This is a genomic window from Pontibacter sp. SGAir0037, from assembly GCF_005491705.1.
Classification (GTDB): Bacteria; Bacteroidota; Bacteroidia; order Cytophagales; family Hymenobacteraceae; genus Pontibacter.
Genome location: NZ_CP028092.1, coordinates 2,898,437 through 2,912,913 on the forward strand (window position 1 = coordinate 2,898,437; position 14,477 = coordinate 2,912,913).

Annotated in this window: 10 protein-coding genes; 9 read left to right on the top strand and 1 reads right to left on the bottom strand. The window is 45.3% G+C overall.

Annotated features, from left to right (window positions below):
* Positions 1 to 16: 16 nt before the first annotated feature.
* Positions 17 to 2,332, top strand: a complete 2,316-nt coding sequence (locus tag C1N53_RS11815; protein ID WP_137759505.1) for a response regulator — start codon at positions 17 to 19, stop codon at positions 2,330 to 2,332.
* Positions 2,333 to 2,392: 60 nt separating this feature from the next.
* Here the strand turns inward: C1N53_RS11815 and ffh are convergent, their stop codons facing one another.
* Positions 2,393 to 3,727 (bottom strand): signal recognition particle protein, encoded by a 1,335-nt coding sequence (ffh, locus tag C1N53_RS11820; RefSeq protein WP_137759506.1) that lies wholly within the window; start codon positions 3,725 to 3,727, stop codon positions 2,393 to 2,395.
* A 217-nt stretch (positions 3,728 to 3,944) separates the two neighbouring features.
* On the opposite strand from ffh, the gene C1N53_RS11825 reads away from it, so the two are divergent.
* The 8 genes from C1N53_RS11825 to C1N53_RS11860 all read left to right on the top strand — a co-directional run bounded on the left by C1N53_RS11825 (position 3,945) and on the right by C1N53_RS11860 (position 14,414).
* On the top strand, positions 3,945 to 5,273 hold the full coding sequence (locus C1N53_RS11825; RefSeq protein WP_137759507.1) for a glycosyltransferase family 4 protein: 1,329 nt from the start codon (positions 3,945 to 3,947) through the stop codon (positions 5,271 to 5,273).
* A 95-nt stretch (positions 5,274 to 5,368) separates the two neighbouring features.
* Entirely contained in the window at positions 5,369 to 6,388 is a 1,020-nt protein-coding gene (pseB, locus tag C1N53_RS11830; RefSeq protein WP_137759508.1) for a UDP-N-acetylglucosamine 4,6-dehydratase (inverting), read from the top strand.
* A 241-nt stretch (positions 6,389 to 6,629) separates the two neighbouring features.
* Positions 6,630 to 7,835 carry a UDP-4-amino-4,6-dideoxy-N-acetyl-beta-L-altrosamine transaminase gene (gene pseC, locus C1N53_RS11835; protein ID WP_137759509.1) on the top strand — a complete coding sequence of 402 codons (1,206 nt, stop codon included), beginning with the start codon at positions 6,630 to 6,632 and terminating at the stop codon, positions 7,833 to 7,835.
* The gene (gene pseF / locus C1N53_RS11840) at positions 7,835 to 8,533 is read left to right on the top strand and encodes a pseudaminic acid cytidylyltransferase (protein WP_137759510.1); all 699 of its coding nucleotides are present in this window, start codon (positions 7,835 to 7,837) and stop codon (positions 8,531 to 8,533) included. Before pseC ends, pseF begins: the two co-directional genes overlap by 1 nt.
* Complete coding sequence (gene pseG, locus C1N53_RS11845) at positions 8,530 to 10,014, top strand: UDP-2,4-diacetamido-2,4,6-trideoxy-beta-L-altropyranose hydrolase (RefSeq protein ID WP_137759511.1); 1,485 nt, start codon at positions 8,530 to 8,532, stop codon at positions 10,012 to 10,014. The genes pseF and pseG overlap by 4 nt, the downstream gene beginning before the upstream one ends.
* Positions 10,015 to 10,025: 11 nt before the next feature.
* Entirely contained in the window at positions 10,026 to 11,069 is a 1,044-nt protein-coding gene (pseI, locus tag C1N53_RS11850) for a pseudaminic acid synthase (RefSeq protein WP_137759512.1), read from the top strand.
* Between the two features lie 6 nt (positions 11,070 to 11,075).
* A complete protein-coding gene (locus tag C1N53_RS11855) occupies positions 11,076 to 12,359 on the top strand; it encodes a hypothetical protein (protein WP_137759513.1) in 1,284 nt (427 codons plus the stop codon).
* 141 nt (positions 12,360 to 12,500) lie between these two features.
* Positions 12,501 to 14,414: a LamG-like jellyroll fold domain-containing protein gene (locus C1N53_RS11860; RefSeq protein ID WP_168194018.1), complete on the top strand. Its 1,914-nt coding sequence runs from the start codon at positions 12,501 to 12,503 to the stop codon at positions 14,412 to 14,414.
* The last annotated feature ends 63 nt before the right edge of the window (positions 14,415 to 14,477 follow it).

The window sequence follows — 14,477 nt, forward strand, 5'->3', positions numbered from 1 at the left end:
GCCTACTTTCACAAATATGGTAGAAGAACTAAACGAACTGCTTCGCATACTTATCATCGATGATGATGAGGTGGATAGAATGTCTATCAGGCGCTCCTTAAGGAAAACTTCTATATCTGCTGAAATTTTTACTGCCGAAACGGCTTCCTGTAGCTTGGAACTCCTGAGAAAAGAGTCCTTCGACTGTATTTTTCTTGACTTTAAACTACCAGACATGGACGGGCTAGAGTTGCTGGAGCAGATACGAGAAATGGGTATACTGGCTCCCGTTCTGGTAGTAACTTCGCATGGTGATGAGCAGTTGGCCGCCAAAGCTATCCGACAAGGAGCATCTGACTATATTCCTAAAAGTTTACTAACCCCGGAGGGCATTTACCATAGTATAAAAACAGCTATCCGGCTTCATAAAGTAGAACAGGACAAACGGCAGGCAGAGGAAAAGCTCCGGACTACGCAGCAGCAGTTTGAGTTTGTGGTGTCCAATACTCCTATTAATTTCTGGCGCATAAATCAGGACAAAATAATAAGCTTTGCCAGTGGCCTTGGTCTTGAGCTGATTGGCTTGCCAGCAGAAAAAGTAATGGGCTTATCTATTTACGACGCCTGTGCCAGGTACCCGCACCTGATTGAAAAGTTCGAGAGAGCTTTTAAAGGTGAACGGGTTGAATCTGTGACAGAAACGAACGGATACTTTTTCAAATCGCAGTACCTGCCCATTTCAAATGAAAAGCAGGAGATTGTGAGTGTTATAGGATTTGCCTTTGATGTAACCGAAAGCATTCTGCACGAACAGGAGTTAACCAAAGCCAAAGAACTGGCAGAGGAGTCTGTACGCACCAAAGAGCAGTTCATAGCTAACATCAGCCATGAGATCCGTACTCCTATGAACGGAATAATTGGTCTGGCATCAGTACTTCAGAAAACAGCCCTGGCAGAAGATCAGCGAAAATATCTGAAAGCCATTCAGACTTCAGCAGATACGTTGATGCATATTATCAACGACCTACTTGACTTCTCCAAGATTTCGGCTCAGAAATTCACTTTCGAATACATAGATTTTAATTTACCCCAGTTGTTCGATGAAGTAACTGCTTTAATGGATGTGCGGGTAAAAGAGAAGAACAACATTTTTAATGTTTCACTTGCGCCCACGGTTCCCCCAGACCTGGTGGGAGATCCGGTGCGTTTAAAGCAGATCATCATTAACTTGGTAGGGAACGCTTCTAAGTTTACGCAATCCGGCAGTATCAGCCTTTCTGCATCTGCCGAATCAGAAACTGAAAACGAAGTTGTTTTAAAATTTAAAGTGGAAGATACCGGCATCGGTATTCCACAGGAAAAGCTACAGGCTATTTTTGAAAGCTTTAACCAGGGCAGTAACGATACTTCCCGCAAATACGGCGGCACAGGGCTAGGGCTTACAATCTCTAAAAGCCTGGTAGAACTACAGGGCGGTAATATTGCCGTTTGGAGCCAGCCGAATGTAGGCAGTGCCTTTACCTTTACCCTGCCCTTCAAGAAAAAAGAAGACCAACAGCTTGTTGCCGCTCCGGAAGCCGAATATGATGAAAAGAATTTAGGACATCTGAAGGTTCTTCTGGCAGAAGATAATGAAATCAATCAGCTCTTGCTCAATAAGGTTCTGTCGGATTGGGGGATCAGGTGTGAAATAGTGTCGAACGGGGTGCAGGCAATGGAATGCTTTCACCAATTGCAGTACGACCTGATCCTGATGGACATGCAGATGCCTGAAATGGATGGTTACGAAGCAATACGCCGGATTCGTAATTCTGGTGGAGAAGGGGCGCATACACCTATCATTGCCCTTACTGCCCATGCCAGTGCGGTAGAGATAGATAAATGCATCGAGGCGGGAGCAAATACACACCTCTCCAAGCCTTTTAACCCCGCCCATTTATACCAGGCCATACTTAAACTTACCCAAAGCGAGCAGCAGCCCCTAGCTGACAGCGGCAGTACAATTACATTACAACTTGGTATTCTAAGAGACATGGCGGGCTCCAACTCATCTTTCCTGGAAGAGATTCTGACGATGTATGTAAAAGGCACTTCAGAAGCGATTGCACAGATCAACAGCCACTACGAGCAACAGGAGTGGAATGACCTGCAGCAATGTTTAACAGAATTAAGTGACAGCATGTCTGTAATTAATGTGCAACCACTTTTAGATACCATCGAAGAGGCTTCTGCTATGGTGACCCATAAAAAGACAGAGCAACTGGATGTGCTCATAAAGAAAATGGCCCTGCAGGGGCAGCAGGTTATCACCCTGCTGGAACAGGAGTTAGAAAGTCTGGCTTTTCAATCATAAAAAGCAAAAGGGCGGCGCATATCTGCACCGCCCTTTTGCTTGAAGACTGTTAACAAGTGTTTATTTCCCCATCATTTTTGCCAGGTTGCCTAAGCCACCGCGCTTGCCAGCCATTTTGTTCATAGAGCGCATCATTTTACGCATGTCGTTGAACTGCTTCATCAGGTTGTTAACCTGCTGCACATCTGTTCCGCTACCTTTGGCAATACGGGCACGACGGCTACCATTTATCATATCCGGGTTCTCACGTTCCTGTGGCGTCATCGACTTGATAATGGCCTCAATAGGCTTAAAAGCATTTTCGTCAATTTCTACATCCTTCAGGGCTTTACCAACACCCGGAATCATACCTACCAGGTCTTTGATGTCACCCATCTTTTTGATTTGCTCCAGCTGTGTAAGGAAGTCGTCGAAGTTGAATTGGTTTTTGCGGATTTTCTTATTAATACGCTTCGCCTCTTCTTCGTCGAAGGCCTGCTGCGCACGCTCAACCAGGGAAATTACGTCACCCATACCCAGGATACGCTGTGCCATACGATCCGGGTAGAACAGGTCAAGCGCTTCCATTTTCTCACCTGTAGAGATAAACTTGATTGGCTTTTCCACAACGGCACGAATAGAAAGAGCAGCTCCACCACGTGAGTCGCCATCCAGTTTCGTTAAAACAACGCCATCAAAGTTGATGCGGTCATTAAAGGTTTTGGCTGTATTCACCGCATCCTGCCCTGTCATGGAGTCAACCACGAACAGCGTTTCCGTTGGCTTCACAGCAGCCTTTATTTCGGCAATTTCTTTCATCATCGCCTCGTCCACGGCCAAACGACCGGCGGTATCGATGATCACTACTTTCTTATTGGTTTTCCTGGCATGCTCAATAGCATTAAGAGCAATCTGAACCGGATTCTTGTTCTCCATCTCAGTATAGGCTTCTACGCCTACCTGCTCTGCCAGCACCTTCAGCTGATTGATCGCAGCCGGACGGTATACGTCGCAGGCAGCCACCAACACATTACGGCCTTGTTTTTTGATCAGGTTTGCCAGCTTACCTGTAAAAGTTGTTTTACCAGAACCTTGCAGACCAGCAATCAGAATAATAGCAGGGTCGCCTTTCAGGTTGATGTCTTTCTTTTCACCACCCATCAGTTCGGTCAGCTCCTCATGCACAATCTTCACCATCAGCTGCCCCGGAGAAACCGAGATAAGCACATCCCGCCCCATGGCTTCGTCTTTAATCTTGTCGGTTACTGTTTTGGCTACTTTATAGTTTACGTCCGCGTCTACCAAGGCACGACGTACCTCTTTTATAGTTTGCGCAACGTTAATTTCGGTAATGCTCCCCTGCCCTTTCAGTGTTTTAAAGGCACGATCTAACTTGTTACTTAAATTATCAAACATCTCTTTTTCTGGGTTTACCTACAAAAATAAGTATAATCTGGTTTATTTACGAATAATAGAAGATGATTTATGAATCAGGGGCGAGAATTAGCGGTTTACTTTTTGCTGCCACATCGGCCACTTATAAAATGAGACACAACAGCAGGAGCGCCTGCCCGTAAATTCTAAACTGCGAGAAAATTTCTATCTTTGAAAAACAGGCTTAAACAGGACAGCTTTGATAAACAACAGCAACTTAAATTTATTATATATATCTTATTACTGGCCCCCCTCCGGTGGCCCCGGCGTGCAGCGTGGACTAAAATTTGCCAAGTACCTGCCTGAGCTCGGCGTGCAGCCGGCCATTTTAACGGTGGATGAGCAGCAGGCCTCTTACCCGCTCCTGGACCCGACTTTTGAGAAAGAGGTGCCGGCAGGCCTGGAGGTATACCGCACTCCCACCTCAGAACCATTTGAGTACTACAAAAAGCTATCCGGCAAAAAGGAAATTCCTTATAGTGGTTTTGCCAACCAGGAAAAAGCAGACTCATTCGTAGACAAAGTATTTAAATTTGTACGTGGCAATCTTTTTATTCCCGATGCCCGTGTAGGCTGGAACAAACATGCCCTGAAAAAGGCGGAGGAATTACTGCAGGCGAATAAATACCAGGCCATACTAACCACCAGTCCACCACACTCTACGCAGTTAATCGGCCTGAAACTCAAGAAAAAGTACCATTTACCCTGGGTAGCCGATCTTCGCGACCCCTGGACGAATATTCATTACTACGATCAACTGTATCATACGGCTCTGGCCAAGCGCATCGACAAGCAATATGAATTACAGGTACTGGAGCAGGCTGATGCTGTTATTGTTACCAGCGAAGACACCAAACGCTTGTTCCTGAACAAGCCGGTAGCGATCGACCCAAACAAAATTTTCGTTATTCCAAACGGATACGACGAAGATGATTTTGTATTTCAATCAACAGCCCCAGCCGATACCTTCCTGATTACCTATACCGGCACCATGACGGAGAACTACAACATAGATGTTTTTCTGAAGGTGCTCGCTCACCTGATGTCGGCTCATAGCGAGATCAACTATAAGCTTCGTTTTGTAGGCAAGGTATCGGATGGGGTAAAACAACGGATAGAAAAAGCAGGTGTGCTGGGCATCACCGAGTTTATACCGTATGTACCGCATCAGGAAGCCATTAAGTATTTGATGGAAAGCACTATATTACTGTTGGCAATTGCTGATGTTGCCACTGTATATGCCAACGTGCCGGGCAAGCTGTTTGAATACCTGGCCTCTAACAAGCCTATAGTTTGCCTCGGCCCCGTCCATTCCGATGCCGACCGGATAATTGACGAATGCGGCGCAGGCCGGCTTTTCCATTATACAGCCTACGACCTTATGCTGGACCACATGACCCAGATGAGCAAGGCCTGGAAAATAAACCCGAACCTGGACCTCCCTTTCATGAATCACGCCCAGTACTCCCGAAGAGGATTAGCAGGAGAACTGGCAGCTGTTATACAGCAACTGGTGGATAAGGAGTAGACCGGCAGGATTCCGTTTCGCCTATAATTTGCGTAACTTGCACTAAAATTCGGGTGACCTTTAGGCTGCCTTTGTATGAAGCATAAAATATCAGAATGGCATTAGATCTTAATCATAAATCTATATTAGTAACAGGCGGCACAGGTTCGTTCGGCAAAAAATTTATACAAATGGTATATGAGCGTTTCCCGCAGGTGAAGCGCCTTGTTATTTACTCCCGCGACGAACTGAAACAGTTTGAAATGTCGCAGGTATTTCCGCACAGCAAATACAATTCCATCCGCTTTTTTATAGGTGATGTGCGCGATGGGGAGCGTTTTAAACGCGCCTGTGAAGGAATTGATATCATTGTGCATGCTGCTGCGCTTAAGCAGGTGCCCGCTGCCGAGTATAACCCCATGGAGTGCATCAAAACCAATGTGCTGGGCGCTGAAAATGTTATCAATGCAGCGCTTGATTGTGGAGTAAAAGATGTGGTGGCGCTTTCAACTGACAAGGCTGCGGCTCCAATTAACCTGTATGGCGCCACTAAGCTCTGCTCCGACAAACTGTTTGTAGCGGCTAACAACATGAAAGGCAAGCGGGATATCCGTTTCTCTGTTGTGCGCTATGGCAACGTGATCGGCTCCAGGGGCTCTGTGGTTCCTTTCTTCTTGAGCAAACGTAAAGATGGGGTTCTCCCGATCACTCACCCCGACATGACCCGTTTTAATATCTCTCTGGAAGAAGGTGTAGAGCTGGTTTTTCATGCACTGGAGAAACACTGGGGTGGCGAAATATTTGTACCTAAAATTCCATCTTACCGCATTACAGATGTAGCAGAGGCCATTGGCCCGGATTGCAGGCAGGAAGAAGTAGGCATACGGCCAGGCGAGAAACTGCACGAAGAAATGATCACCGAAACCGATTCACTGAACACGGTAGAGCTGGAGAACAATTATGTAATCTTACCCTCCACACCCACCTGGAGCATTGAGGAATTTCTGAAGGCACATCATGGTAAAATGGTGGAAATGGGCTTTAAGTATAACTCTGGTACCAATACCGATTGGCTGACAGTAGCGCAACTGCGTGAGCAGATCAGGAAACACGTAGACCCGAATTTCACAGTGTAAATTTCGGGAATTATGAATTAAAAATTAGAAGTCATGCTTCCTGGAAACTTTGAACAAGCCTTTGTAGCCGGTAATATTTTCGCCACTGCTGTACATACATATCAACTACTGAAAGAACCAGGAATGCCTCCTGCGCGGGGTCTGATAAGGAATAATCATGTATGAGCGCACTTACCACGGGTATCCTTTTTATCTCCGCCCCATTCATAATTTCTAATTCATAATTTATAATTATTTTAAAATGCCCCAGAATTCAGAACTCAGAACTCCGGACTTCCCTGTTATCCCTTACGGCCGCCAGCACATTACCCGGGAGGACATAGAGGCTGTGATAGAAACCCTGCAGTCGGATTACCTGACACAGGGGCCAAAGGTAGCTGCGTTTGAACAGGCTTTTGCGCAGTATGTGGGAGCTCAATACGCGGTGGCTGTAGCCAACGGTACGGCAGCATTGCATCTTTGCGCTTTGGCACTGGATGTAAAAGAGAGTTCCAGAGTTATCACGACACCCATTACCTTCGTGGCTTCAGCTAACTGCATCCGGTATTGCGGAGGAACGGTGGAGTTTGCCGACATTGATCCAGGAACGGCGTTGCTGGACATTGTCAAGGTACGGGAACTACTGGAGAGCAAGCCTGAGGGCTACTACAGTGGCCTTATACCCGTTACCTTTGCAGGCAACCCTGTAAACCTGGAGGCATACAGAAAATTGGCAGACGAATTCGGTTTATGGGTAATTGAAGACGCAGCCCATGCCCCCGGTGGTTACTTCTTTGATAGCGCAGGAGAAAAGCAGTTCTGTGGCAATGGAAAGTTTGCCGATCTTTCTATTTTCTCTTTTCACCCGGTAAAGCATATAGCAACCGGAGAAGGCGGCATGGTCACGACCAATAACGAAGAGCTTTATAAGAAGCTTCTGCTTTACCGCACCCACGGTATTACCCGAGATCCGGAGCTGATGGAAGAAAACCACGGCGGATGGTATATGGAAATGCAGGAGCTCGGATACAATTATCGTATACCGGATATGCTGTGCGCGCTGGGCATTTCTCAGTTGAAAAAAGCAGATGCGGGCATGGCAAGAAGAAAAGAAATTGCCAAAACATACGATGCTGCCTTTGCAGCTACAGCAGGCATAGAAATACTGGCTACCGATAAAGCCGCTCTTCATAATAAAGAAACCGGCCATGCTTATCACCTGTATGTGATCCGGGTAAAGAACCGCAAAGGCTTGTACGACTATCTGCGGCGGCACAACATTTTTGCACAGGTGCATTACATACCGGCACATACCATGCCTTATTATCAAAAACAAGGCTACCGGAAAGGCGATTTCCCGGCAGCTGAAGCCTACTATGCCGAATGCCTGAGCCTACCCATGTACCCCGGCCTTACCGAAGCCGAACAGGCTTTTGTGATAGAGAAGGTAAAAGATTTTGTGCAGTAATGAAATGCATCGCCATTATACCAGCTCGTGGTGGAAGTAAACGTATACCACGCAAAAATATCCGGGACTTTTTAGGCAAACCAATTATTGCTTACTCCATTGAGACAGCATTAGCATCTGGCCTTTTTGAAGAAGTAATGGTTTCTACTGATGATGCAGAAATAGCAGCCATTAGTAAACATTATGGTGCAAGAGTGCCTTTTATGCGAAGTATTGCTACTTCCGACGACTTTGCAACAACAGCTGACGTACTTTCCGAAGTCATAAACAAGTACGAGCAGACCGGCAGCTATTATGACTACGCCTGCTGCCTCTATCCTACTGCACCTTTGCTACAGGTAAAATCTTTACGGGAAAGTTTTCGACTCCTGAAAAAGGAAAAGTACGAAACTGTGTTTCCGGTTCTCAGGTATAGTTATCCTATCTGGAGAAGCTTGTGCCTTAAAGATAGCAAAGTAGCCATGAACTGGCCTGAACACCTTAACTCACGTTCACAGGATATGCCTCCTTCTTTCCATGATGCCGGGCAGTTTTATTGGCTGCATGTAAGGAGCTTTATCAAAAGCGGTAAGCTGTTCACTGACAATTCAGGAGCATTAGAGCTAGAAGATATTGAAGCCCAGGACATAGATACCCTAGCAGACTGGAAGATGGCAGAGCTAAAATATAAGTTTCTACAGGAAAAGCAGCCGCTATGAAAAATAGAACACGCATTATATTCCGTGCTGACGGAAGCAGCAGGATTGGCTTAGGGCATGTTGTTCGTTCGCTTGCACTGGCTGATATGTTACGCGATGCGTATGAATGTGTATTTGCTATTCAGGAGCCAGGCAAAGAGCTCGAGGCTAAGATCAGAAAGGTATGCCACGGTTTAATCGTGCTGCCGCAATGTGCTCCCACAGAAGATCGGTTTCTTTATGAGCTGACAGCCTATGTATCGGAAGAAGAAATTGTGGTGTTGGACGGCTATCATTTTAACACTGATTATCAACTTCAGCTTAAGTTAAAAGGTGCCGCGCTAGTTTGCATAGACGACATTCATGAATATAAATTTTTAGCTGATGCCGTCATAAATCAGGCTGGCGATATACGCGCCGAAGCATATACAACAGCACCTTATACCAAGCTATACCTGGGGCCAAAATACGCTTTATTACGTGCGCCATTTCTCAATGCTGCGAAAGAGGCCTATACTTACCCGACAGGTAAGTTGCGCCTGCTGTTGAATATGGGTGGTGCAGATCCGAATAACGTAACTTTACAACTGGCCGGGGAAATAGCGAGTATAGAGGCAATAGAACAGCTTGAAATTGTAGTAGGTAGTGCTTACCTGCACCTGGCAGCACTTCAGGCCTGGCTCAAAAAAAACAGCAAATGCCAGCTACAGCAGGCTTTATCGGCAGAAGAAATGTGCAAACTCATGCAAAGCTGCCAGGCAGCCGTTACATCTCCAAGCGGTGTGGCTTACGAATACTGCGCAGCAGGCGGTATACTATACCTGTACCAGACAGCCGAGAACCAGGCAGGTATTTATAATTTCCTGATAAAAGAAGCCCTTGCAACACCATATGCCGGCTTAAAAGCGTCTTTACAACCTGCAGCCACTCCAACACTACATCAGCAATATGTAACGCAGCAACGCAGGTTTTTCGATGGTAACAGCATAGAAAGACTGCAACAGCTTTTCACACAGCTCTCCTTCAGTGCCAAGTTGGCGATGCGCGAGGTAAGGCAGGATGATATGATGTTGCTTTTCCATTGGTCAAGCGATCCTGCTGTGCGCATACGTTCCTTTAACAAAGAGCCTATTCCTCTGGAAGTACATAAAATCTGGTTTCAGACTAAACTTGCCGATTTAAATTGCATCCTTTACATTGCAGAATTAGAAGGTGAACCGGCAGCCCATATCCGTTTCGATATTGAAGATAATGTAGCCATCATCAGCTATCTGATTGCTGAAAACTTCAGGGGAAAAGGACTTGGGCACACAGTTCTACAGAAAGGTATTGCGGCTCTAAGAAAAGACAGACTAGGGATACAGGTTGTGGAAGGATTGGTGCAACAGGATAACACACCTTCTGTCAGAGCCTTCGAGAAAGCTGGTTTTACTTATGGTGCACCATCTGTACAGTTTCCCAATGCCTTCCGTTTTGTTCTTCGGCCGGAAAGCATTGTTTAAATTCAGAACACATGACACAATCTATAAATATAGCAGGCCGTTTAGTTGGTCTAACGCATAAGCCTTTTATTATTGCCGAAATGTCCGGCAACCATAACCAGTCGCTGGACCGCGCTTTGGCCATTGTAGATGCCGCCGCTGAAGCCGGAGCTGACGCTATAAAGCTGCAAACCTATACAGCCGATACCATGACACTGCCTGGGGCTTTTACCATAGAAGACGAAGGATCGTTATGGAAAGGACGTGAACTGTACGACCTTTACAAAGAAGCGTACACACCTTGGGAGTGGCACAAGCCTATTTTTGAAAGAGCCAGAGAAAAAGGCCTGATTGCCTTCTCCTCTCCTTTCGATGAAACAGCTGTTGATTTTCTGGAAGAGTTAGGTGCTCCTGTTTATAAGATTGCCTCCTTCGAAAATACCGATCACCCTTTACTAAAAAAAGTGGCAGCTACCGGAAAACCAGTGATCATGAGCACAGGAGCCGCTACTATTTCTGAACTGGACGAAGCGGTGCGCATTCTGAAAGGAGCTGGCGTAACCGAACTGATTCTATTAAAATGCACCAGCACATATCCTGCCACTCCTGAAAATACAAACCTGCTGACAATCCCGCACATGCGTGATCTGTTTGGCGTGCAGGTGGGTCTTTCGGACCATACCATGGGAGTTGGAGCTGCCGTAGCGGCTGTTGCATTGGGAGCCACCGTGGTAGAGAAACATTTTACTTTAAGACGTGCCGATGGTGGCGTAGATTCTGCCTTTTCGCTGGAGCCTCAGGAGCTGAATACATTAGTAGTAGAATCCGAAAGAGCCTGGCAGGCGATGGGTTATGTGCAGTATGGCGTGCAGCGGGCCGAGGAAAAAAGCCGCCTTTTCAAGCGTTCCATTTATGCTGCCAGAGACATTGAAGCGGGAGAGGCTTTTACAAAAGAAAATATCCGCGTTATTCGCCCGGGCCTTGGCCTTGCTCCTAAGCACTATGAGGAACTGCTAAGCAAAACAGCAGCAAAAAGTATAAAGGCCGGCACTCCATTAACCTGGGACCTGGTATAATTACGCATGTTGGAAAACACAGCCAACCTATACCGGAAAATTCTGCATATCCGACTCACGGATACGTTTGCCTCTCTGCCCAGGCATACGCTGGAGCAGGTTTCACCTAATAATCCTTTTAAGCGACTGCTTATTGTTTTGCTCTATACTGGAGGGCGACTGATCTTTAATTTGTTTAAAGTCAACAAGCCTATCGATCACCTGCAGCAAAAGGTATGGCTTTATGTCGTGAGCCAGAACAATGTAGAATCGCTACAGTTTATAAAGGAAGCCATGCCAGAGGCCGAATTTGTAGCCGGGCAAAACAAACGGATTGGCCGGTATGCGAAAACAGTAAACCGGATACCTTATCGCTGGAAGATACTTTCATACTATAAGTATCCCTACGTGCTGTGGAAGCTCTACCAGATTCACGGTAAAAAGGTGCTTCGTTTTTTCGATCTGGTATATGATGCCATCGGCTATTACGAAGTATATCTCCGCACACTCCGTAAGCACAGACCAACTGCCATCATCTTTGCCAATGATCATAACCCGGATGCGCGTGCCATGCTCTATGCAGCAAAGCATTATAAAATTCCAACTGTTTACATTCAGCATGCCAGCGTTAGTAATAGTTTTCCGCCGTTGGAGCACGATCTTAGTCTGCTTGAGGGCCAGGCTGCTTTGGATACCTACCAACAGTGCGGACCAGTAGAGGGAGAAGTAAAATTTATCGGAATGCCGAAGGCCGATCATTACCTCAAAAAACGTAAATCATCTAACAAAGTACAACGGGTAGGTATTTGCTGCAACACCATTGATACCTTGGAAGGTATCGTACAACTTGTAACGCAATTAAGTCTTCATTTACCAGATCTTATTCTAAGTATAAGGCCTCATCCACGTGATAATCGTGATTTCAATCTTATAAGAGGCATCAGCCCCAAGGCAACTTTATCTAATCCCGCTAGTGAAGGCCCTTTTATGTTTCTAGAGCAACAGGATGTCATTATAGCAGGCGATTCATCTATTCTGCTAGAGGCCACACTGCTTAATATACCAAGTATCTATTATAAATTTGATGAGGGTGCCTTGCTAGATGACTACTATGGCTATGTTAAAAATGGCGTAGTGGAACGGGCAGATACTACAGAAAAGCTGATTTCTATTATAGAAAATTATATAGTGAACAGACCGGTTGTTTATCAACATGCCAAATACTACAATGCTACTGTTGGAACAAGACATGAAGCAGCAAGTGCCAAACTAGCTTTAGATAATATAAAAGATTTTTTGAACAATGGTTAGTTTTCTTTTTCTTTACCTTTAAGCTTCTCTCTTTTTCAAAATCAGCAAGTGACTAATTCTTCTTATAAAACAATTATCTTATTGCTCCTTTTGAGCTGCCTTTTTCCTTTTATTTTATTTGCGCAAGGGCCTAAGAATGCCTTGACTTTTAATGGCTTCAATAACTATGTTTCATTTAGTCACGACTCCCGTGGAATCACAAACCAGGTAACTACTGAAGCTTGGATTAAAACCACTTCTCTCAACAATCAGCATTTTGTTGTAAAGTATGATCGTGATAGAGAAAGTGGATTTCAATTACATACACTAAATGGCAAAGCAGGTTTCTCTGGTCGAGATGGTTCAGGCCAGTATCGCCTTTCCGGCTATTCAGATGTTTTTGTAGCTGATGGGGAATGGCATCATTTAGCCGGAGTTTGTACCGGCACTTCATGGCTAATTTACGTTGACGGTGTTTTACAGGGAGAATCAGTTACTAACTATACCCAAACCGATTTGAGATCAGATGAACCTCTTTTGGTAGGCACTTATTTCTATCTTGGTCAAACCTGGTATTATAACGGTGAAGTTGACGAAATCCGTGTCTGGAACAGAGCTCTGACAGCAGAGGAAATTCGGAAGAATATGTGTAAAACAATTCCTGATAACTCTACAAACCTTGTCGCTTACTTTAAATTAGATGAAACTTCCGGTTCAACAGTTCAGGACCACAGCAGCTACAGGCTTCACGGCGTTTTTCAGGATATGGATGCAGCTTCGGCCAGAGTTACTTCAGGGGCAGCCATAGGAGACAGAAGCGTTTACCTTTACCCTAGCACCTGGCAAAATCAAAAGGTTGAAATAGCTGGTGGCAATGGCAACAAGGTGTGGGTAGATCAAATAGTTGCTAGTCCTTTTGACCAAGGTATTCATCTTTACTATGTCGGAGGCAGGCCTAACAGTACTGTGGGCATTAGCAATCCACAATCAGTAACAGAATATTATGGTGTATTCCCAGCAATTGGCAACACTAACTCCTATGTCATACAGTATGAAAGCCCACAACAGCTTTGTGAGGTTGAAATTTTTTCCCGAAAAGATAATGCCACATCCGCCTGGAATTTACTAAATCCAGCTGTTGCTAATCAAACTACATCCACTCAAACAGATGGCGCCAGAAAAGAATTTGTAGTTCAAAATAAGACCGAGCTTCCCATTGTTGGTGCTACTAGTTTCTGCACCGGCTCCAGTATTGAGCTAGAAGTAAATACTGATCTTGATCCGACTTGGAGTACTGGGCACAAGGGGAAAAAGATAACGATAACAGAAGCCGGTAAATATTGGGTAACTGCACCGCATGGCACTTGCCTGGCTACCGACACCATTACTGTTCAGGAATTACCTGTACCCGCTATAAACTTAGGGAGTAACATTATCTTATGCCCCGGCACCTCAGCTACCATACAGGCCCCGGCAGGTTTTTCATCATACCTGTGGAGTAATGGCTCCCAAAGTTCCAGTATTACGGTAAATACGGCAGGAACTTACTCTGTTGAAGTAACAAACGCCAGCGGCTGTACCTCCCAAAGCATTATACAAGTAGAGGAAGCTACTGTTCCTACTATTATACTACCAGATAACCAGCATTATTCAGTTTGTTATGGAGAAAATGCTCTGATAAATGCTACTACTGCCGGAGCTACGTACCAATGGTCTGATGGCTCAACTTTTCCTACCCTTACTGCTGCCGCTACAGGTGAATATTGGGTGGATATTATAGTTAATGGCTGTGCCTACAGGCGTACCGTACAGGTAACCTACGAAGAATGCCCACAGATCCCGAACATTATCACACCAAACGGCGACGGATTAAATGATACATTCATTCTAATCGGCCTCCCTCCCAACAACGTACGGGTAGAAATATATAACAGGTGGGGAAAATTGATTTATAAGTCCGGTAACTACCAAAACAACTGGGGTTCGCCTGATATTGCTGCCGGTTCTTACTATTACTATATCAAAAGCAGTAGCTCATCTAAAGAGTTCAAGGGCTGGCTTGAAGTTATGAAATAAGAGGTGTTTCAGACTTGGAAAGCTATTGAATACTGTTCGATAATTTCTCTTTTAAAAAAATTT

What these genes read in the sequence shown, in the direction of transcription:
- ffh (WP_137759506.1), bottom strand. Translation starts at nt 3,727, where the DNA reads ATGTTTGATAATTTAAGTAACAAGTTAGATCGTGCCTTTAAAACACTG.
- pseF (WP_137759510.1), top strand. Translation starts at nt 7,835, where the DNA reads ATGAAATGCATCGCCATTATACCAGCTCGTGGTGGAAGTAAACGTATA.
- C1N53_RS11815 (WP_137759505.1), top strand. Translation starts at nt 17, where the DNA reads ATGGTAGAAGAACTAAACGAACTGCTTCGCATACTTATCATCGATGAT.
- pseB (WP_137759508.1), top strand. Translation starts at nt 5,369, where the DNA reads ATGGCATTAGATCTTAATCATAAATCTATATTAGTAACAGGCGGCACA.
- pseG (WP_137759511.1), top strand. Translation starts at nt 8,530, where the DNA reads ATGAAAAATAGAACACGCATTATATTCCGTGCTGACGGAAGCAGCAGG.
- pseC (WP_137759509.1), top strand. Translation starts at nt 6,630, where the DNA reads ATGCCCCAGAATTCAGAACTCAGAACTCCGGACTTCCCTGTTATCCCT.
- C1N53_RS11855 (WP_137759513.1), top strand. Translation starts at nt 11,076, where the DNA reads ATGTTGGAAAACACAGCCAACCTATACCGGAAAATTCTGCATATCCGA.
- pseI (WP_137759512.1), top strand. Translation starts at nt 10,026, where the DNA reads ATGACACAATCTATAAATATAGCAGGCCGTTTAGTTGGTCTAACGCAT.